22 protein-coding genes are annotated in these 21,243 nt (G+C 35.8%); all 22 read right to left on the reverse strand.

Going from position 1 to position 21,243, the window contains the following annotated elements:
- Window positions 1-53: 53 nt before the first annotated feature.
- Complete coding sequence (rseP, locus tag ACK4M9_RS08450) at window positions 54-1,310, reverse strand: RIP metalloprotease RseP (protein WP_409849352.1); 1,257 nt, start codon at window positions 1,308-1,310, stop codon at window positions 54-56.
- Between the two features lie 94 nt (window positions 1,311-1,404).
- A complete protein-coding gene (gene dxr, locus ACK4M9_RS08455; protein ID WP_409849354.1) occupies window positions 1,405-2,556 on the reverse strand; it encodes a 1-deoxy-D-xylulose-5-phosphate reductoisomerase in 1,152 nt (383 codons plus the stop codon).
- Between the two features lie 51 nt (window positions 2,557-2,607).
- Window positions 2,608-3,402 (reverse strand): phosphatidate cytidylyltransferase, encoded by a 795-nt coding sequence (locus tag ACK4M9_RS08460; protein WP_409849356.1) that lies wholly within the window; start codon window positions 3,400-3,402, stop codon window positions 2,608-2,610.
- Between the two features lie 15 nt (window positions 3,403-3,417).
- Window positions 3,418-4,182: an undecaprenyl pyrophosphate synthase gene (uppS, locus tag ACK4M9_RS08465; RefSeq protein WP_409849358.1), complete on the reverse strand. Its 765-nt coding sequence runs from the start codon at window positions 4,180-4,182 to the stop codon at window positions 3,418-3,420.
- A 209-nt stretch (window positions 4,183-4,391) separates the two neighbouring features.
- Window positions 4,392-4,949, reverse strand: coding sequence for a ribosome recycling factor (gene frr, locus ACK4M9_RS08470; RefSeq protein ID WP_409849360.1), 558 nt, complete (start codon window positions 4,947-4,949; stop codon window positions 4,392-4,394).
- 2 nt (window positions 4,950-4,951) lie between these two features.
- Entirely contained in the window at window positions 4,952-5,674 is a 723-nt protein-coding gene (gene pyrH, locus ACK4M9_RS08475) for a UMP kinase (protein ID WP_409849362.1), read from the reverse strand.
- 79 nt (window positions 5,675-5,753) lie between these two features.
- Window positions 5,754-6,632 carry a translation elongation factor Ts gene (tsf, locus tag ACK4M9_RS08480; protein WP_409849364.1) on the reverse strand — a complete coding sequence of 293 codons (879 nt, stop codon included), beginning with the start codon at window positions 6,630-6,632 and terminating at the stop codon, window positions 5,754-5,756.
- Window positions 6,633-6,823: 191 nt separating this feature from the next.
- Window positions 6,824-7,522, reverse strand: coding sequence for a 30S ribosomal protein S2 (rpsB, locus tag ACK4M9_RS08485; RefSeq protein ID WP_409849366.1), 699 nt, complete (start codon window positions 7,520-7,522; stop codon window positions 6,824-6,826).
- A gap of 161 nt (window positions 7,523-7,683) precedes the next feature.
- Entirely contained in the window at window positions 7,684-8,196 is a 513-nt protein-coding gene (locus ACK4M9_RS08490) for a DUF6115 domain-containing protein (protein ID WP_409849368.1), read from the reverse strand.
- 181 nt (window positions 8,197-8,377) lie between these two features.
- Entirely contained in the window at window positions 8,378-8,701 is a 324-nt protein-coding gene (locus ACK4M9_RS08495; protein WP_409849370.1) for a hypothetical protein, read from the reverse strand.
- 49 nt (window positions 8,702-8,750) lie between these two features.
- Window positions 8,751-10,130 (reverse strand): flagellar assembly protein A, encoded by a 1,380-nt coding sequence (locus tag ACK4M9_RS08500; protein WP_409849372.1) that lies wholly within the window; start codon window positions 10,128-10,130, stop codon window positions 8,751-8,753.
- Between the two features lie 49 nt (window positions 10,131-10,179).
- Window positions 10,180-10,950 carry a FliA/WhiG family RNA polymerase sigma factor gene (locus ACK4M9_RS08505; protein WP_409849374.1) on the reverse strand — a complete coding sequence of 257 codons (771 nt, stop codon included), beginning with the start codon at window positions 10,948-10,950 and terminating at the stop codon, window positions 10,180-10,182.
- Between the two features lie 11 nt (window positions 10,951-10,961).
- Window positions 10,962-11,276, reverse strand: a complete 315-nt coding sequence (locus tag ACK4M9_RS08510) for a hypothetical protein (protein ID WP_409849376.1) — start codon at window positions 11,274-11,276, stop codon at window positions 10,962-10,964.
- Complete coding sequence (locus ACK4M9_RS08515; RefSeq protein ID WP_409849378.1) at window positions 11,276-11,764, reverse strand: chemotaxis protein CheD; 489 nt, start codon at window positions 11,762-11,764, stop codon at window positions 11,276-11,278. The genes ACK4M9_RS08510 and ACK4M9_RS08515 overlap by 1 nt, the downstream gene beginning before the upstream one ends.
- Window positions 11,757-12,398, reverse strand: coding sequence for a chemotaxis protein CheC (locus ACK4M9_RS08520; RefSeq protein WP_409849380.1), 642 nt, complete (start codon window positions 12,396-12,398; stop codon window positions 11,757-11,759). Before ACK4M9_RS08520 ends, ACK4M9_RS08515 begins: the two co-directional genes overlap by 8 nt.
- The gene (locus ACK4M9_RS08525) at window positions 12,398-12,877 is read right to left on the reverse strand and encodes a chemotaxis protein CheW (RefSeq protein WP_409849382.1); all 480 of its coding nucleotides are present in this window, start codon (window positions 12,875-12,877) and stop codon (window positions 12,398-12,400) included. Before ACK4M9_RS08525 ends, ACK4M9_RS08520 begins: the two co-directional genes overlap by 1 nt.
- Before the next feature lie 48 nt (window positions 12,878-12,925).
- Complete coding sequence (locus ACK4M9_RS08530) at window positions 12,926-14,977, reverse strand: chemotaxis protein CheW (RefSeq protein WP_409849384.1); 2,052 nt, start codon at window positions 14,975-14,977, stop codon at window positions 12,926-12,928.
- Between the two features lie 16 nt (window positions 14,978-14,993).
- Window positions 14,994-16,013: a protein-glutamate methylesterase/protein-glutamine glutaminase gene (locus tag ACK4M9_RS08535; RefSeq protein WP_409849850.1), complete on the reverse strand. Its 1,020-nt coding sequence runs from the start codon at window positions 16,011-16,013 to the stop codon at window positions 14,994-14,996.
- Between the two features lie 49 nt (window positions 16,014-16,062).
- Complete coding sequence (locus ACK4M9_RS08540; RefSeq protein WP_409849386.1) at window positions 16,063-16,938, reverse strand: MinD/ParA family protein; 876 nt, start codon at window positions 16,936-16,938, stop codon at window positions 16,063-16,065.
- The gene (flhF, locus tag ACK4M9_RS08545) at window positions 16,931-18,097 is read right to left on the reverse strand and encodes a flagellar biosynthesis GTPase FlhF (protein ID WP_409849388.1); all 1,167 of its coding nucleotides are present in this window, start codon (window positions 18,095-18,097) and stop codon (window positions 16,931-16,933) included. Before flhF ends, ACK4M9_RS08540 begins: the two co-directional genes overlap by 8 nt.
- Window positions 18,097-20,133 (reverse strand): flagellar biosynthesis protein FlhA, encoded by a 2,037-nt coding sequence (flhA, locus tag ACK4M9_RS08550; RefSeq protein ID WP_409849390.1) that lies wholly within the window; start codon window positions 20,131-20,133, stop codon window positions 18,097-18,099. The genes flhF and flhA overlap by 1 nt, the downstream gene beginning before the upstream one ends.
- 26 nt (window positions 20,134-20,159) lie before the next feature.
- Complete coding sequence (gene flhB / locus ACK4M9_RS08555; protein WP_409849392.1) at window positions 20,160-21,242, reverse strand: flagellar biosynthesis protein FlhB; 1,083 nt, start codon at window positions 21,240-21,242, stop codon at window positions 20,160-20,162.
- Between the last annotated feature and the right edge of the window lies 1 nt (window position 21,243).

Here is a 21,243-nt window from a genome sequence, read left to right on the forward strand (position 1 = left end):
TCATCTAAAAATGATCTCGATTAAACAGGGTATTCCTAGGATACGATAATGAATTATAAAAAGAATTTATTAATATCGTTCCATGTAACAACTAACATCAAAAGCATTAATAAAGCAAAACCAACGAAATGAACAATCCCTTCCTTTTGCGGATCGATAGGTTTTCCTCGAACAGCTTCTAATCCTATAAACATTAGTCTTCCGCCATCTAAAGCAGGGAGTGGCAACAGATTGATAATTCCCAAGTTAACACTTAAAATTGCAGCCCATTGCATTAAGACTAAAATCCCCATTTGGGCAGCTTGCCCTGTATAGTTGTAAATGCCAACTGGACCAGATAAATGATCCAACGTAAATTGACCGGTAACTAACATTCCTAAACTCTGAATAATAAGGACTATATATTCCCAAGTCTGTTTAAAGCCAAAAATTAAAGACCCTATCAATGAAAATTCGGTTGGTGGGTATATGCCGATAAAGCCATCAGTTTGCTCATTAGGACCTGTTCTTGTTTCAGGTACAATAGCTACCTCAAATACTTCATTATTTCGTTTAACGTTAAAGAGCAGCTCTTTATTTGGACTTGCTTGAATGATAGTCGTTAAATCTCCCCAAGTTTCTAAGGACTTTCCATCAATAGAAACAACATAATCACCTTTTTTAAGTCCAGCCTCGATTGCAGCTCCATCTGGAATTACATCACCAACAATTGGTTTATCAACAGGCAATCCTTGTATTAAGGCAAACGTTATTAAGATAACAGCAGCTAATGCAAAGTTCATGAATGGACCAGCAAAAATTGCAACTGCCCTTTGTGATAACGTTTTTGAACCAAATTGACGATTGTAAGGGGCAATTTGCGTTCGTTGCTCATCGTAAATGTAATCTGCTTTAGCATCAATGTAATACGTTTGTAAGTCATCATTTTCATCATAGCCTTGAATGTACAACTGTTTTTCGATATCAATCTTTTCAACGGTAATAACTTTAGCATTTGGATGCTTTGACTTATTGTTAATAATAATATCTTTTACTTTTCCATTTTCCAAAAAACCTAAGCCTATTTGGAAACCTGGTTTAATTTCGATCATCTCAGGATCTTCCCCAGCCATCCTCACAAATCCACCTAACGGCAATAGGCGTATCGTATAAACTGTCTCAGCTTTCTTAAAAGAAAAAAGCTTAGGCCCGAACCCAATAGCAAATTCTCGACATAAAATTCCCGCTCGTTTCGCAAAAATTAAATGTCCTAGCTCATGGATGAATACGAGCAATCCAAAAATGATGATGATAGAAATAAATGTATTCATCAAATCACAACCTTTTTACGTTATTTAGCTTCATTTTAGAAACGTCAAAATGAAACTATGTGTACTTTTTAAGAGCTAACAACCGATGTTGAATTTATTTCACCATAATTTTCTTAACGAAATCTCTTGTTTGTTTGTCAATTTCGTCGATTTGTTCAAGAGTTGGAAGTTTAACGATTTTGTGCTCGTTAAGTGCCCTCTCAATTGCTTCTTCAATTCCTAAGAAAGAAATGGCCCCATTCAGAAATAGCGATACAGCTTCCTCATTTGCTGCATTTAATACCGTTGGCATTGTCCCCCCACTTTTCCCAGCCTCAAAAGCAAAACTAAGACAACGATAACGTTCAAATGATGGCTTTGAAAAGTGGAGTTTACCAACTTCCCATAGTTTCAGGCGTTTTTTCTCTTTTAGTTCAATTCGGTTTGGATACGTTAAGGCATATTGAATCGGCACTTTCATATCTGGTGTGCCTAGTTGTGCAATAACACTGCCATCAATAAATTCAACCATAGAATGAATAATACTTTCTTGGTGCAATAATACTTCTATTTTTTCATAAGGCAAGTTAAACAGCCAATGAGCTTCAATGACTTCAAGCCCCTTATTCATCATCGTGGCAGAATCTATTGTTATTTTAGCACCCATCGACCAATTCGGATGATTTAAGGCATCTTCTACAGTGACATTTTCTAACTGCGATCGTTCTAAATTTCGAAAACTTCCTCCAGAGGCAGTTAAGATTAATTTCTCTACCTCTTGTATACTTTCTCCTTGTAAACACTGAAAAATAGCTGAATGCTCACTATCGACAGGTAGTACTTCGACATTATACTTGTTCGCTTCGGCAGTTACAATATGTCCAGCGGTGACCAGCGTTTCTTTATTTGCAATCGCAATCGTCTTACCGGCTTTAATCGCTGATAAAGTAGGTTTAAGCCCAACACTTCCTAATACTGCATTTACTAAGATGTCAGCATCATTATTCGCCGCTACTTCTTCTAAACCTACTTCTCCATATACTAACTTTACATTGTCAGGAATCTTATTCAAAAGTTTATCATAATCTTCTCTAAATTGTACGGAAACAAGCCTTGGTTTATACTCATTAATTTGTTTTAGACCAAGTTCAATATTTCTACCGATCGAAATCGCTTCAAGACTAAACTTGTCCGGATGACTATTGATAACTTCTAATGTTTGCGTTCCAATAGAACCTGTCGCTCCCAACAAACTTATTTTTTTCATAAAAAAACTCCTCATAACATTTAATAGACTTTCTGCTACATATGTATATTGTTATATAAAATGTAATAAGTATAGAACAGGCATTACAAAAATTAAACTATCAAAACGATCTAATATCCCACCATGCCCTGGCAAAACGTTACCAGAATCTTTAACGGCAAAATGTCGTTTTAAGGCAGATTCAACGAGATCACCGAGCTGACCAACGATAGAAACTACAACGATCATAATAACTACAGTAATGATATTATCGAAAATCGGTACATAATAATGATAAACAAGACCGATAATTAGTGCACAAAAAGTTCCACCTAGTGAGCCTTCGATTGTTTTTTTCGGACTAATTTCAGGCCAAAGTTTTCTTTTTCCGAACGCTCTTCCTAGAAAATAAGCCCCTGAATCTGTTGCCCAAATTAAAAATAAAATTAAAAATACTAGCGATAATCCATGTTCCGATAGTCTCGCTTCAATAAGAAAACGAAAGCCCATGCCTACATATAAAGCAGACAAAATCACGAATCCAATATCATCGTAAGTAATAGAGTTTTTTGTTAATACGGTAATAGCTAAAAAAAGAATAGTAAACGCAATGATTAAATCAGTCCGCGATAAATAAGACAGAAGATTTAGTTCAAACCACTGATTAGGCACTACGATTGTCCATAATAATAATAAACCCACTAGTCCAAGGATTGACCCTGTGGCAATTTTTTTCATCCTTAATAGCTCAATTAACGCAATAGATGCGAGTAAAATAATCGTTAATGTAAATGGCAGTTGCCCAATTACAATTAATAGGATAAATATAGCTGCTCCTATTACACCAGTAATAATTCTTTCTTTCATTGCAGTGACTCCTTTCTAAATACCCCCATAGCGTCGAGCTCGTTGTTGATAGATGTTGATAGCCTCTAAGAAATGCTGTTCATTGAAATCAGGCCAAAGTACATCTGTGAACCAAAATTCAGTATAAGCAAGCTGCCATAGCATAAAATTACTTAAACGAATTTCACCACTTGTACGGATTAACAAGTCAGGATCACGAAGTTCTTTTGTCATTAAATGCTGAGCAATAATTGTATCTGTTATTTCGTTAGGTTTAATATTACCATTAACTGCTTCTTGAGCAATGTTTTGAATAGCAGTGACAATTTCATCACGACTTCCATAATTTAAAGCGAAATTAAGTACTAAACCAGTATTATGCTTAGTTTTTTCTATTGCATCATCTACTGCAGCAATTGTATGGGAAGGAAGGCTATCTTTACACCCCATTAAACGGACTCTAACATTTTCTTCGACAAGCTTTGGTAATTCGACACTTAAATAGCGCTCAGGTAATCTCATTAAAAAGTCTACTTCATTTTTTGGCCTCTTCCAATTTTCTGTAGAAAAAGCATACAGAGTTAAAACTTCTACACCGAGTAAGTTCGCCTGTTTAACTACTTTGTTAATAACATTCATACCTTCACGATGACCTGCGATCCTTGGCAAACCACGTCTTTTTGCCCAACGTCCATTACCATCCATAATAATTGCTACATGCTTTGGAACGTTTTCGATATTATTTGTTTCTACTTTTTTATTTTGCAATTTCGCTTTCCAGTTTGAGAACTTTTCAAGCATATTTATGTCCCCCACAATAAACAATAGTTTCTATTTTTTTGCCTTGCTAATGAGAAGTTTAAACTGTGAATACCAGTACCTTATTTACCAAAACTACACACTTTACCAATTGTATATGAAAAAATAGCACATCACAATGTTTCGTATAAAAAAACCCCCTTATGCAAATAGAGGGTTCTATTCATTATTCTATTTTACCTTGAAAGGAGTTACACTTCCATGATTTCTTTTTCTTTAGCAACTGCTACTTCATCGACTTTTACAATTTCTTTATCAGTAATTTTTTGAACTTCGTCTGTACTACGACGTAGATCATCTTCCGTCAATTCGCCGTCTTTTTGCATTTTCTTTAGGTCATCATTAACATCGCGACGAATATTTCGAATAGCTACTTTAGCTTCTTCTGAATATTTTTTTACTAATTTTACAAGATCACGACGTCTTTCTTCTGTTAATGGTGGAATCATTATTCTAATAACAGTTCCATCATTAGAAGGACTTAAACCTAAATCTGACTTTTGAATCGCACGATCGATATCATTAATAATCGTTTTGTCAAATGGTTGAATGACTAATAGCCTAGCTTCAGGTACAGTTATCGAAGCTAATTGATTTAATGGAGTGATTGCACCATAGTACTCCACTTGTATCTTGTCTAAGATTGCCGGGTTTGCTCTACCAGCTCGCAGTGTAACAAGTTCACGCTTTAATGCCTCTACTGCCTTGTTCATTTTTTCTTCTGACATTTTAATAACTTCTTTACTCATTCTTAATTCCCCCTAACAATTGTTCCAATATTTTCACCTAATACGGCACGTTTAATATTTCCTTCTTCCATAATTGAAAATACAATAAGTGGGATATCATTGTCCATACATAATGAGGAAGCCGTTGAATCCATGACAGCTAAGCCTTCCTTTAACACATCTAAATAAGTTAATGTTTCATACTTTTTAGCGTTTACATCAACAGATGGATCTGCTGTATAAACCCCATCAACTTTGTTTTTCGCCATTAAAATAACCTCGGCTTCAATTTCAGCTGCTCGAAGCGCTGCAGTAGTATCTGTAGAGAAATAAGGGTTCCCAGTACCACCAGCAAAAATAACTACACGGCTTTTTTCTAGATGACGAATCGCTCTTCTTCTTATGTACGGTTCTGCAATTTGTCTCATTTCAATAGAGGTTTGAACTCTTGTTGGAACTTCAAGATTTTCGAGGCTATCTTGTAATGCTAATGAGTTCATCACGGTCGCTAACATACCCATGTAATCAGCAGTTGCACGATCCATCCCTTTGGCACTACCAGCCATTCCTCGCCAAATATTGCCGCCTCCGACTATAATTGCAACTTCTACTTCAAGGGCTACAATCTCTTTAATCTGCTGAGCGATTGACTGAATGACTGTAGGATCAATCCCATATCCAACTTCTCCAGCTAGTGCCTCACCGCTTAATTTAAGGACGATTCTTTTATATTTAGGCTTTTCCATGTTAACCTCCAGTGCTTTAATTGAATTTATCATTTTGGCTATTTGGAAAAAGGGACACTAAGTGCCCCTCAATTATAGCTTACTTTTTAACTTGAGACATTACTTCCTCAGCAAAGTTATCTTCACGTTTTTCCATACCTTCGCCCACTTCATAACGTGTAAATGATTTCACTGCAGCACCTTTAGCGCTAACATACTTGCCAACTTTTTGATCGCCATCTTTAACGAAAGGCTGATCTAGTAAGCAAATGTCTTCGAAGTATTTACTTAAGCGACCTTCAACCATTTTAGCAACAATATTTTCAGGTTTCCCTTCGTTTAGAGCTTGTTGCGTTAATACTTCACGCTCACGTATTACTTCTTCTTGCGATACTTCATCACGTGAAACATACTTCGGGTTAATTGCCGCAACATGCATCGCAACGTCCTTAGCAAGTTCTTCATCTTGAGTTCCTGTTAAAACTGAAAGGACACCAATTCTACCACCCATGTGTAGGTAAGCCCCAAAAGTATCAGCGTCAGTTTTTTCAACAATTTCAAAGCGACGTAAAGAGATTTTTTCGCCGATTTTTGCGATTTGAGTGTTGATATACTCTGCAAGAGTAGCGCCTTCATGACTTAAAGCCAAAGCTGCTTCTACATCAACAGGACTGTTAGCAAGAACAACTTTAGCAACGTTAGCCACTAAGTTTTTGAAGTTTTCATTTTTTGAAACAAAGTCAGTTTCTGAATTTATTTCAACGATTACAGCTTTATTACCTTGAACTTCTACAAATGTTAAACCTTCAGCTGCGATACGATCAGCTTTATTTGCTGCCTTTGCAATCCCCTTCTCACGAAGAAGATCAATTGCTTTTTCCATATCACCATCAGTTTCTGTTAATGCCTTTTTACAATCCATCATTCCTGCGCCAGTTCTTTCACGCAGTTCTTTTACCATACTTGCTGAAATTGCCATTCTTTTTCCTCCTTCAGTATGTACAACTTAACACTTAGCAAATTTGTTCCATTCACTTAGTATTGACACTTTTTTTCGTTTTTAACTTGGTTAATTTGTTGATATTTCAAATATCATAAAATGAAATTTGATAGTATAAAAGGTGATAAAGGGTAAAACCCTTTACCACCCTTTTTTAGAGCTCTATCATATTAAGCAGATGTTTCTTCGCCTTGGTTAGCTTCGATAATTGCATCTGCCATTTTAGCAGTAAGAAGTTTTACCGCACGAATTGCATCGTCATTTCCAGGAATTACGTAATCAATTTCATCCGGATCACAGTTTGTATCTACAATTGCAACGATCGGAATATTTAATTTACGCGCTTCAGCGATAGCAATACGCTCTTTACGTGGATCGATAATGAATAAAGCATCAGGGATACCTTTCATATCTTTAATTCCACCTAAGAATTTTTCTAGACGGTCCATTTCCTTTTTAAGAATAATAACTTCTTTTTTAGGAAGAACTTCGAATGTACCATCTTCTTGCATTTTCTCTAATTGCTTTAAGCGAGAAATACGTTTTTGAATTGTTTCGAAGTTTGTTAATGTACCACCTAACCAACGTTGGTTAATGAAGTACATTCCAGAACGGATCGCTTCTTCTTTTACAGAATCTTGTGCTTGTTTTTTCGTACCAACAAATAGTACTTTACCACCTTGTGCAGCTAAGTCTCTTACGAAATAGTAAGCTTCCTCAACTTTTTTGACCGTCTTTTGAAGATCAATAATATAAATTCCGTTTCTTTCGGTGAAGATGTAGCGGTCCATTTTAGGATTCCAACGACGAGTCTGGTGACCGAAGTGAACTCCTGCTTCTAGTAATTGTTTCATGGAGATTACGCCCATTCTTCACACCTCCTTTTAAAATGGTTTTTTTTTATCCTCCGTTCGCATCCTCTTTAAATAAGACTACATCGTAGCACCTTCATTTAAATCAACGAACGTGTGTGATTAACACCGAGATTTACTATACCATAATGATGTTTTGATGGCAAGTAGTTGTTTAGTTATTTACGAAATTTCAATAATAATTCTACTTCACCAGCACCGAGGCCGAGACGTTGTGCAATCTCTATGGCTGAGAACCCTTGAGTTGCTAATGATAAAACTTGAGCAGTGGAAGACTGTTCAACTATATCTGTACTTTCTACTAGTATAGGTGGCGCAAACTCTTCCTCTACCACCTCTGCTCTTGTTGCTTCTGTTTTTTTGGGGTAAGGTGGTAACGGTGCTTTTTTAGTTGTCATTTCAAGTCGTTGGCTCTCATAGTCTTTTATCGTTTTGGCTTGGTTCTGATCACTTGTTTTTCGTGTGAAAACAATTTTATTAACAAGCTTGTCATTTTCTTCTTTCATTTCTGCTGTATAAGCTACTAAAAGGTCTTCGATTTCACGCTTTAGCTTTTCCTGATCATTCGTTTCTCCTAACGTATTCTTCCCGTTAATCTTTTGTACTAAGATGACAATAAGAAAGAATGAAATAAAGTGCAAGATAAAGCTCATCGCTATTAAATAAGTCATCAAACCCCTCCTTATAGAGATTTTTGCCCCTGCCTCAAGCTAGACATTACCAATTAAGGCCCGAGATAAAACCAAAGGAATTGACCTAATTTTGGGCAATTCCTGTCAATTTTATTATTTAATAAATTAAATATAGAGAAATAATACCATTAGAGCAATAAATGCTCACACTGAGATCTAACTAGCCTGAAAAATCAACAAAGTTACCTTTATAAGGATGCTTTGCAAAAGTTATCTCTTCTTTTTGTTGTTTTTCATTTTTATTAGTATGCCTCTCATGGTTGGAACTATTTTGTTTTTGGCTCTCATCGTCATTGTTGAGACGCTTTTTTTCAGTCTCATTCGTTTCTAACACTTGCTTACGATTTTTTTCATCGGTTTTTTGCTGTTCATTAGCTAGATGATCCTGGACGACCTGACCCCTTTGCTGTAATTGATCTTGAATTTTTCCAGCCATTTGGGTTCTTGGTATGGCCACTTGCAACTCGATCGCTTTTAAACTCATATAATCGCCTCCAGATAAGACTTTTATTATATGTATGTGCATGTTTATATCACTTATGGCCGATAATTATTTCCCCGTTTTCTAAATAGATATTGACATATTGATGTGGCGTGCTAATTTTTCTGCGGTACTTTCCAAAATGTACGTCTACGTTAGGAAAAATTTGCTTTTCGATAGAAATCATCGAGTTTCCAAATTCAGTAAAAGTCTCTTTGAAATCCTCTAATTTCTCTTTTGCTTGTAGCATAGTTTCATTCGTTAAGATAACAGTATTGCGTACTCGTAACTTCATTATTTTTTCATTTGCTGCCAAACCGGACGTTTTCTCTTTTTCATTCAAGTTACTTAGTAGTTTTGTTAATTTTTTCATATCGTCTTCAGCTTTTTGTAAGTTTTCACTATAAATCTTTTCTTTCATCATTAAATCCTGATTTACGCCTAAATAGAGAGTTGTCTTGGTATTGTGGGCATTACCAACGTCTTTAACGATAATATTTTTCGCGGCCGATATATTACCTCCAACGATATTGCCATTTCCTTTATGACAATACACATTACCCCCGGCCTGTACCTTGCTATGTAAAATCGATTGGGTAACATTTACATCCCCTTCTACTTCGACAACACCTTGATTAATAAATGATGTATGAAGATCACCTTTAGCCTTAATTAATCCTTTACCCTGACCGACGATTCCCGCTGAAACAAAAATAGAACCTTCTGAAATTAGTACAGCACTTTCTACAGTACCATGGATTTTTATATCGCCTTTTGAATGGATTTCAAACCCTGCTGGGACATTCCCACGGATATTCACACAACCGACAAAATTGATATTACCTGTTTTAAGGTCTAGATCGCCATTAACTTCATAAAGAGGGTAAACATGAATAACCTTAGGTTCTACTGACATTTGTCCATCGATCGTCGAATATAGCTTAAAACCGCTTTCATCAATTCGTGTATTTTTACCAGGCCGGAGACGAAAGTCTTTTCCAGGTTTTGCTGGAAGTTCCTCACCAAAAATATTTTTACCCGGGGTTCCTTGTGTAGCGGATATTTTCTCACCAATTAATTGCCCATGTGTCACTGAAGGTATGTTAATAACTTGTTTTAGATCTACTTTACGAAGATCATCTTTATTAGTAACTTCCATTGTGTTTGGGAATATTGGTTTTAAAAATCCATTTTCGCCATTAATAGGGCGGTTGCCCTCGGCTATGACTAAGGGTAAAGCATTTTCGTCTGTTAACACTTTATACAGTAGTTCTTCTTTTATCCCATAAATAATGCCATATTCTTTTATCAAAGACATTATATCTTCAACCGTAAAAGTAGTCTCTTCATCTAGACGCATTTTTTGGATAATTGTAGCTTTCATTTTATCATTATCAACTTTTATTGCGAAAACTTCATCAACTGGAATCATTTCATCAAATCTCCTCACCATTAACTAACAAGAAGGGAAGCCCACTATTTTACTTTAGCGCCTTCCCTTTTGTGAACACTTGTTTCAGTCGAAAAAGGGCTTTTGAATGAATTTGTGATATTCTTGATGTTGAAAGACCCATGATTTGACCAATTTCTGTTAAAGTTAATTCTTCAAAGTAAAATAAACTGATGACAAGCTGTTCTTTATCATTTAAACTTTCGATGATTCGTACAAGCTCTTCGTGGGTGTTTTTTTTCACCAGTTGTTCTTCGGGATTTAAAGTACTTTTATCGATAAGTGTACTTTTAAACGTTTCATCCCGATTTGAGTCGCTCGTCTTTTCATCTATTGACAGTAAGTTTGCGACAAAGCTTTCACTCATCACTTGTAAGACTTCATCTTCTGTCAACTCTAATTGATCTGCAACTTCTTTGGCTGTTACATAACGTCCATATGTTTGCTCTAATTTTTCAGTAGTTGTCTCTACCTTCTTTGTACGTTCTCTTAATGAGCGTGGCAGCCAATCTTCTTGCCTTAAACCATCAATTATCGATCCTCTAATTCGAAAAGAAGCGTACGTGTCAAATTTGAGTTCTCTAGAATAGTCAAATTTTTCGAGAGCATCGTACAGTCCTATTAGCGCATGGCTTTTTAAATCCTCTTTATTAACATTACGTGGTAATCCAACTGAAATTCTTTGTACATGATAATCCACAAGCGGTAGATATAGTCGAATAAGTTCATCGCAAGCTTCATTATCTCGGTGCTCAATCCACTTTTTCCAAATTAGACTTTCTACTTCCTTTGTTTGAGGCATTCTCATCCTCCTTAATTATTTATAAGATCTTTAACATATTGACTCGTTTTTTCAATATCAGCTTCTGAATATTGTTCCTCTTTTCTAGCTTCTCCTTGTTCACTTTCTTCTATATCTAATTTTTCTTTTGTTTTTAGAGCATTATCCTTAGAAGCTAATGCCCAAAGCCAACGTACAAAATATGAAACAATATAAAAGAACAAAAATGCAAGGCAAGCACGTAATAAAGAGGTTGGTAGTCCGTTCATTGAGAAAGATCCTATAAATACAAGTGAAAATCCAGTAAAACTAATAATAACGTTAATTTTCCAAGAACCAATAAACATTAGATTTCCGAAACTCCTTGACTCACTGTACGAATTGCAAGCTTACAAGTTATTGGATCAAATTCAATCGTTCTCCCACTTGATCCTCCAACATCTTCTGCTACAATTCTGATTTTTAGTTGTTGAAGCTTTTCTTTTACAGCTTCAACATTTCTAGGTCCAATTCTCATCATTTCACTTGAGGAGGAAAATTTAAACATTTGTGCTCCGCCTGCTAACTTTGCTTTTAATTGATTTTTATTAGCACCAATATCACTAAGTTTTTGGATTAAAACATCTAAGGCAGTATCTGCGTATTTTGCTTTGTTCATTGACTCTGATTTCCCTAATGATGAATTTGGCAACATAACATGGGCCATTCCACAAGTTTTAGTTGTATCATCATAAATGATAACTCCTACACAAGAGCCTAAACCTGATGTACGAATTTTTTGAGGCGGTTTAGCTACATTTAAATCAGCCATGCCAACTTTAACAATCTCATTCATCAATAGTTACCCCAAGTGCTTTAAAAATAATTTCGTATGAGCCAGGATCAGGTAGTAAAAAGAAATGCCCCTTTGTGTTTTGAGATTCCGCATCTACTTTTTCAATAATTTCTGTATCGATAACGATAGCATAATCGCCTACCTGAGATAATTCTAATAACCCATAACTTAAAATGGCAATAGCCATATCCACACTCAATGCTGGAACTGACGGTTGTAAATTCAGCTTAGTTAAATCTGACAATGCTGATAAATAAGAACCTGCTAGGATGTTTCCAACCTCTTGAAGAGCAGATAAACCTAAATCTGGAAAGGGTGGGAAATTCAAATCAAAACTTTGATCACCTGTTAAATATTGAATAAGAAGTGTTGCCTCATTTACCGGCAGCATAAAAAACATATTCCCAGGGGCATCGCCCTCAATTCTAAGGAAAATTGCCGCTACGATATTATCTGAACCACCTACTAATTCAGTTATTTCATTAAAAGACACCACTCGAACCGCTGGAACTTTCATATCAATTGTTTTATTTAATAATTTTGATAAGGAAGTAGCTGCGTGACCAGCCCCAATGTTACCAACTTCCTTTAGGATATCTAAATGGTATGGTTGTATTCGGTCCACAAAATACATTACGCATTTGCCTCAAAGCCTTTTAATTCATTTAATTCATCAGGATTTAATACTTTATCCAGATTTAGTAAAATGAGTAGGCGTTTATCCATTTTGGCTACACCTCTTAAATAATCGGCTTCAATTCCGCCGACAATTTGTGGTGGCGGTTCAATAATACCACTTGGGATGTCAACAACATCATTTGCAGCATCAACAATGAGACCTACCTCCATGCTGCCAACAGCAACGATAATAATTCTAGTACTGTCTGTTGCCCTGACAGATTCGATTCCAAACCGCTTTCTTAACTCAATGATCGGAGTTACAACTCCTCGCAAATTAATAACACCTTTAACAAAATCGGTTGTTCTTGGTACTCTAGTAATATGCTGCATTCGCTCAATCGAACGAACTTGATCTACCTCTACCCCATATTCCTCATCTTTAAGTTGGAAGACAATCACTTTCACTTCATTTACTATAGTTGCTTCACTCATTTTGTACCTCCTAGCATATGTCTTGACGAACACTTGTCCAACACAACTTTATTTAATTAGAGCATTACAATCAACGATTAACGCCACTTGGCCATCACCTAAAATAGTAGCTCCTGAAATAGCAAACACATTAGTTAAATAGTTACCTAATGACTTTAGGACAATTTCTTGTTGTCCAATAAAGGAATCGACTACTAAACCAGCTAGCTTGGCACCTTTACGAACAATAACGATCGAATGATAAGCATCTTCTTGTCTAGTTTTAGGTACTTCAAAAAAGTCTGTTAGATTGATAAGTGGAACAACACTGCCTCTGAAATCGATTACTTTTTGATTATGAGCGGCAAGAATATCTTCGTCTTTTACAATTGCCGTTTCTATTATTGAAGAAAGTGGGATGGCATACTTCTCACTTTGGACTTCAACCAACATAACTGAAATTATTGATAATGTTAATGGTAGTTGAATTGAGAACGTAGTACCTTCTCCTAACACAGAATCAACTGTTACATTGCCACCAAGTGATTCAATTTTATTTTTTACTACGTCTAATCCAACGCCTCTTCCTGAAACATCAGTAATTTGGTCCGCAGTACTAAGTCCTGACGCAAACAGTAATTCGTAAACCTGCTTATTTGTTAAATTTTTAGCATTCTCTTTTGAGACAACACCCGAGGTAATCGCCTTCTTTAGTACTTTATCTCGATTAATCCCCGCTCCATCATCAGAAACTTCGATAAAGACATGATTTCCACTATGATATGCCTTAAGAGTAATATTTCCTTCTTCACTTTTCCCTGAACTTAAGCGTTTTTCTGGTGTTTCCACTCCATGGTCGATTGAATTTCTAAGCAAATGGACGAGTGGATCGCCAATTTCGTCAATAACGGTACGGTCTAATTCTGTTTCTGCTCCAATAATGTCCAGATTGACCTTTTTCTTTAAGTCTTTGGCTAAACCTCGAACCATCCTAGGGAAGCGATTAAAGACTTGCTCAACTGGGACCATCCTCATATTTAGAATAATATTTTGCAGATCTCCAGAAATTCTAGACATATGTTCAACCGTTTCTGTTAATTCAGAACTCTTTAGATCTCGGGATATTTGCTCAAGTCTTCCACGGTCTATAACTAACTCCTCGAATAAATTCATTAAAATGTCAAGTCTTTCAATATTTACACGAATCGTTTTGCTAGCCGTATTATTTACCTTTTCTTCTTGTTTAGCTTGTATCGTTTCATTTTTTGTATTTTCGCTCAATTCTTCATTTTCTTCTACAATTACTTCAATTTGCTCCGTTTTATTAACCACAGTATGTTTATAAGAATTTAAATCAATGTGTGTGACCTCAACATTCTCAACCTCAGAAACTTTTAAAATATGGTTTTTTACATCAACGATAGATTCTTTTGTAATGAGCGTAACTGTAAACTCATAATCAAAGTTCTCTTCTTCAAGAGCGTCTACTGATGGTGATGATTTAATAATTTCACCGATACGTTCTAATACTTCAAAGACCATATAGACTCTTGCAGCTTTTAATATACAATCCTGTCTTAATGATACCTTCACCTGGCTTGCATAAAACCCTTGTTCTACCGCTTGGGCTAAAACTGTTACTTCAAAATCGTCGTAGGTTTCTATCATTTCTACAGAAGTAACGTCTAAAACCTCTTGCGTAGCAGCGACTTCTTTTTCAGCTAATTGGTCAGTTAACTGTTCCCCTTTCTCAATTTTCTCCAAAAGGGCAACAACCTTCGTAACGTCTCGTTTCCCATCGCCACCACTTGCGATCGATAAAACCATCGCTTCTAGATCATCAACAGAATCAAAAACGACGTCTAAAACACCACTAGTAACTAAAATTTTATGATTTCGAATACCGTCAAGAACATTTTCCATTATATGAGTTAAACTTGCTAAATCTTCATACCCCATTGTCGCTGACATACCTTTTAGCGTATGAGCAGAGCGGAAAATTTCATTAACAATGGCAACATTGCTTGGCTCATTTTCTAACTTTAATAAATTATCATTCATCGCTTGTAAGTGCTCTTTACTTTCATCTATAAACATATCTAAATATTGATTTTTATCCATTATCTATACCTCCCTATCAACAATATCTTTCAATGCTAGCCGCAATATCATTCAGATGGACAACCTCGTCAATTTTATTAGTCCTAATTGCTGAACGAGGCATCCCAAAGACTACAGCTGACTCTTCTGCTTCTGCTATTGCAATAACATCTCCAGTGCTTTTTAGTTTAAGTAAACCCTTTGATCCATCTGAACCCATGCCCGTCATAATAACAGAAATAATCGAATAGTTGCTAATATCGGCTAGCGATGTAAGCATCGTATCCACTGAAGGCCTATGACCATTTTCTGGTGGAGATTGATCTAGTTTAATTGCTAATGCGGTTCCTACAACTTTTACTTTTAAGTGGTATCCCCCAGGTGCAATGTAGGCCACACCTTTTTTTACGACTTCACCATCCTCAGCCTCTTTTACAGTAATCTTTGATAAACTATCAAGTCGTGCTGCAAGCGATTTTGTAAATCCAGCAGGCATATGTTGTACAATAAATATTGGCGCGTTTAAATTTCCAGGAAGTTTTGTAAGTACTTGTTGTAGCGCCTTAGGTCCACCAGTAGACGTACCAATAGCAACAATCCTCTTATTAGATAACTTTTTATGATTATTTTTTTGTAAAAGCTTAGGTTGTGAATGTTTAAATTCTTCTAATGGTATAGCAGGTAACACATTGTCTAGTTTTACAGTAGCAGCTAACACTACCTTTTCAATAAGTTCATCTTGAACTTTATCCAAATCTAGAGAGATAGCACCTGAAGGTTTAGTAATAAAATCAATTGCACCATAAGCCATCGCTAAAACGGTATTCTCTGCGCCTTCCTTTGTCGTACTACTCAGCATAATCACAGGCTTAGGCATTGCTTCCATAATTTTTTTTAATGCCTCAAGACCATTCATTATTGGCATTTCAACATCGAGTGTCACTACATCAGGATTTAGCTGACCAATCTTTGTAAGAGCATCTTGACCATTTCTAGCTGTACCAACGACTTTGATCCGCTTGTCCACTTCTAAAAGATCCGTAATCATCTTTCTCATGAATGCGGAGTCATCTACGACGAGCACACGAATCACATTTTAGCCCCCTTTATTTTTCTGTAAAATACTGTTTGATCTTTCTCATAAACATTGAAAAAGGTGGGGTTGTTTCATCATTTCTTTCTTTTCCATTCCCAATAAAACCACTAACAATTTCTTTAATCGCCTGACTCGGTTTACATGAAGGCGCATAAAGGATAAAAGGCTTTTGGACTTTACCTGCCTTGAAGACGATTTGGTCATTAGGGATAATCCCCAAAAGCGTAATTTCTTTTTTCAGAAACTGCTCGGTAACGAGCTTTAAATTAGAAAATGTTTTTTTCCCCTCGATAAGAGTTTCTGCACGATTAACTAGAACTTTCATTGGAATTTCTTGGTCTTTTAACTGTATATATTTCACCATTGAATAAGCATCAGTTACCGATGTTGGTTCTGGTGTTGTTACAACAATTATTTCGTTGGCAGATAAAATGAAGTGTAAACTATCTTTAGTGGCGCCTGCGCCCATATCAAAAATAATATAATCATATTGACCATTTATTAACTCTAACTGCTGAAGAAATCGGGCTAACTTACGTGGATTAAGCTGAAATAAAGACGAAAAACCAGTACCTCCCGCAACAAAAGAAAGTCCTTCAGGTCCTTCCTCAACAATATCCCAAATCGACAACTCTCTTTCGATCATATCCAAGATAGTATATTTAGAAGATATCCCCATTAAAATATCAACATTGGCCATCCCTATATCTAAATCAAACAAGAGAACTTTCTTACCCGATTTTGAAAGCTCAATAGCAAAATTTATTGAAAAATTGGATTTTCCAACGCCACCTTTACCGCTTACAACTGCGATAACTTTTGTTGACATTTTCGGATCGCTTGCCATTTGTAACATCTTACGTAAGTTTTTTGCTTGATCATCCATTGGTTTCGACCTCAGTTATAATATTGACGATTTCTTCAGCAGAGCCTTCAATGATATCATCTGGTACACTTTGTCCATTAGTAATGTAAGATACACCTATTTTATATTCATGAATTAAATTGAGTAATGCACCTTTGGAAGATGTTTCATCATTTTTAGTAAAGATAACCTTGTTAATGTTAATTTTAGAAAATTGTTCAAAAATTGTAGTCATATCTCGGTACTTTGAGGTTAGAGAAAGGACTAAGTAAGTTTCCATTTCATCATCAAAGTCAATTACTTTCTTTAGTTCATCAATATATAATTCATTTAAAAAATTTCTACCTGCAGAATCAATTAATATTAAATCAAAACTTGCTAATTTTTCTTTCGCTTTTTTAAAATCATCGACTGAATATGCAACCTCAACAGGAACATTTAAAATCTTTGCATACGTCTTTAGCTGTTCAATTGCTGCAATTCGAAAAGTATCAGTGGTAATAAAAGCGACCTTTTTATGATGTTTTATCATACAATTAGCTGCTATTTTGGCAATCGTAGTTGTTTTACCTACTCCCGTAGGTCCAACAAGATTTAAAAACTTCTTGTTGTACGTAAAACCACCCATCTCATTCGACTGAATCAGCTCTTTTAAGATGTCTTTTGTCCATTTTAATACTTCGGTGTCGTTTTTTGTTCCCTCATCTATAATATACCACTTTTTTAATAACTTTTTCATCACTTCTATTCGAATGTTAGGTGAAATGTCTTGGTCTATAAAATGTTGATTAATTTTCTTTAGAACTTCTGGGTAATCATCGAATTGAGAAACAAGTGAATTCGATATACCGTTGACAATGTTTTTAAGTTCTTTGACCTCTTTTTCTAACATTCGATCGTTTTGTGATATATCGAGCTCTTTTACTTCTTTGTCAATTGGAGTGGTTTTCGCTGCTGTACTATTATTAGGTTGTTTAGTAGTTTTAGCAGTAGATCTCCTAACAGTTGGGGCTGTGTCAATAGCCGCAATTACTTCAATATTTTTAGTTGTAAAAAAACCTAAAAAACCACCTGTCTCGATTTCTTTTGAGTTTAAGATTACAGCTTCACTTCCAAGTTCAGCCCGTATCTTCTTCATTGCTTCTGACATTGACTTTGCTACAAATTTTTTAACTTTCATTAGATATTCACCACCCCTACACTTTGCACCTCAATCGAAGGCTCAAGCTCATTATATGATAGAACTGGGACATGAGGTATATATCTTTCTAGAAGATGTCTAATATACATGCGAACTGCTGGCGAACAAAGTAAAACTGGCATTTGTCCCATTTCACTCATTCGTTCTACTTCAAATAGAACTGCATCAATAATTCCTTGAGAGTCAGCTGGATCCAATGCAAGAAAATTACCATGTTCTGTTTGTTGAACACCATCAGCGACGATCTTTTCGACCGAGCCACTCATTGTTACAACATAGAGAGGTTCAGCTGAGTTTGCATATTGTTTCGTAATTTGCCTTGAAAGTGCTTGTCTAACATATTCAGTAATGAGATCCGTATCCTTTGTCATTTGACCATAATCTGCTAACGTTTCGAAGATCGTTGGCAGGTTCCTAATTGAAACCTTTTCTTTTAGTAAGTTTGCCAATACCTTTTGAACTTCTCCAATCGAAAGTGGATTTGGAGTAACATCGTCTACTAACGTAGAGTACGCTTCTTTTAGGTGATCTATTAATTGTTTTGTCTCTTGCCGTCCCAATAATTCATGAGCATGTCGCTTGATTACTTCCGTTAAATGAGTCGAAACAACAGACGGCGGATCAACAACCGTGTATCCTGAAAGTTCTGCTTGCTCTTTCATATCCTCGCTAATCCAAAGTGCAGGCATTCCAAACGCTGGTTCAATCGTCTCAATGCCGATAATACTTTCATCATCAACACCGGGACTCATTGCCATAAAGTGATCTAGTAATAACTCACCTTTTGTTACTTCATTACCTCTAATTTTGATCGAATATTCATTTGGTTGCAATTGAATATTGTCTCTAATCCGAATAACAGGAACGATTAAGCCTAATTCAATGGCTAACTGACGTCTAATCATTACAACTCGATCCAATAAGTCACCACCCTGGTTTGCATCAGCTAATGGGATAAGCCCATAACCAAATTCAAATTCGATTGGATCAACTTGTAGTAAATTCACTACGCTTTCTGGTGATTTCATGTCATCTGGACTTTCTTCGGCACTTGCCGTTTCGGCTTCTTGAGTTATTTTCTCATCTTCTTTTTTTAGCAATAAGAAACCACCAATGATTAAAAACGCTCCCATTGAGGTTGTTAAACCCCAATTAATTGGTGTAAATATACCTAGCAACAGAATTGTTCCACCAGCAATATAAAGCATTTTAGGATAGGCCAGTAACTGGGCTGTAATATCATCACCTAAATTTCCTTCAGAAGCAGCTCTCGTAACAACAATACCAGTAGCTGTTGAAATTAATAAGGCTGGTATTTGACTGACTAATCCGTCTCCAACTGTTAAAAGTGTGTACTTTGAAGCTGCAGAGGCAATATCCATTCCTTGCTGCATCATACCTATGATTAAGCCAAAAATTATATTAATGATTACAATGACTATCCCAGCAATTGCGTCACCTTTAACGAATTTACTAGCTCCGTCCATTGCACCATAAAAATCGGCTTCTCGTTCAATTTTCAAACGACGTTCTTTTGCTTCAATATCAGAGATCATCCCTGCATTTAAATCTGCATCAATACTCATTTGCTTCCCTGGCATTGCATCAAGAGTAAAACGTGCACCTACTTCTGATACCCGTTCAGCCCCTTTGGTAATTACAACAAACTGGATAATAATTAAAATTAAGAATACAACAAACCCAACAAGTGCGTTTCCACCTACTACAAATGAACCAAATGTGTCAATCACATTTCCAGCTTCTCCACTACCAAGGATTGATCTAGTTGTGGAAACGTTCAACCCTAAACGAAACAACGTTACTAAAAGTAGTAGCGTTGGAAAAATAGAAAACTGAAGTGGCTCTTTTGTGTTCATTGCAACTAATATAATTAGGAGAGCAAGAGAGATATTAATAATAATCAGAAAATCTAACATTCCTGGCGGAAGTGGAATGATGAGCATGACGACTATTAGGATTACCGCTAATAGTACACTTAAATCTTTAACTGACATTTGTTTCTCTCCTTCAGAATACGAAGTTATACTTTATTTTTTATACGGTAAACATATGCTAAAACCTCTGCCACAACTTTAAATAATTCCTCAGGCACTTCATCACCAATGTCTGCTTGGTCGTATAAAGCTCTGGCCAATGGTCTATTTTCAACTGTAATAATTTCATGATGCTTTGCAATGCCCTTAATTTTTTGTGCAATAAAATCAACACCTTTTGCAACGACAACTGGGGCATCCATTTTATCGCCATCGTACTTCAAGGCTACTGCATAATGAGTCGGATTTGTAATAACAACATCTGCTTTAGGCACTTCTTGCATCATTCTTTGCATTGCCATTTGCCTTTGTTTTTCTTTAATTTTAGATTTAATCAGAGGGTCTCCCTCTGTTTTTTTATATTCATCTTTTACATCTTGCTTTGACATTTTAATATTTTTTTCATGATCATATCTTTGATACATGTAATCTAAAACAGCCAAGAAAACGAGTAAAATTGAAACTGCTACCCCCATTGTAACTGTTAAATTCCCTACAAAACTTAGAGAATCGGCAACTGGAATAAGCGATAAAATAAGCATTTGATCAAGACTTAACCAAAGGATCGTAAACGTAACTAGGCCAACTAGTCCTATCTTTAGCAAAGACTTTAAAAGCTCTACTATAGCCTTGATGGAGTAAATCTTTTTAAAACCTTGGATTGGATTAAGTTTACTCAGTTTCATTTTAATTGCTTCAGGAGCAAACAAAAAACCAACTTGTAGGTAATTACTAAAAATAGCAGCTAGCATTGCCATCACCATGATTGGCGCAGCAATGATGACAGCTTGCATTGTAATTTCTAAAAATAAACTATGAACAGTCTCAGCCGTAAATTGAAATAGCAAGAACTCTTGGAACATATATTGTAGAAATTTTGTGACTTGCTTTCCTACATAGCCACCTATTAGCCATAAAAAAATAAAAATCAATAGCAAAATTATGGCTGTATTAATATCAGTACTTTTCGCAACTTGACCTTTGTTTCTAGTTTCTTGCTTTTTTTTCGGAGTCGCCTTTTCCGTTTTTTCTTGAGAAAAAAACTGGAGATCTACAGGTAAAATAAACATC

Source organism: Anaerobacillus sp. (assembly GCF_046314235.1).
Lineage (GTDB): Bacteria > Bacillota > Bacilli > Bacillales > Anaerobacillaceae > Anaerobacillus.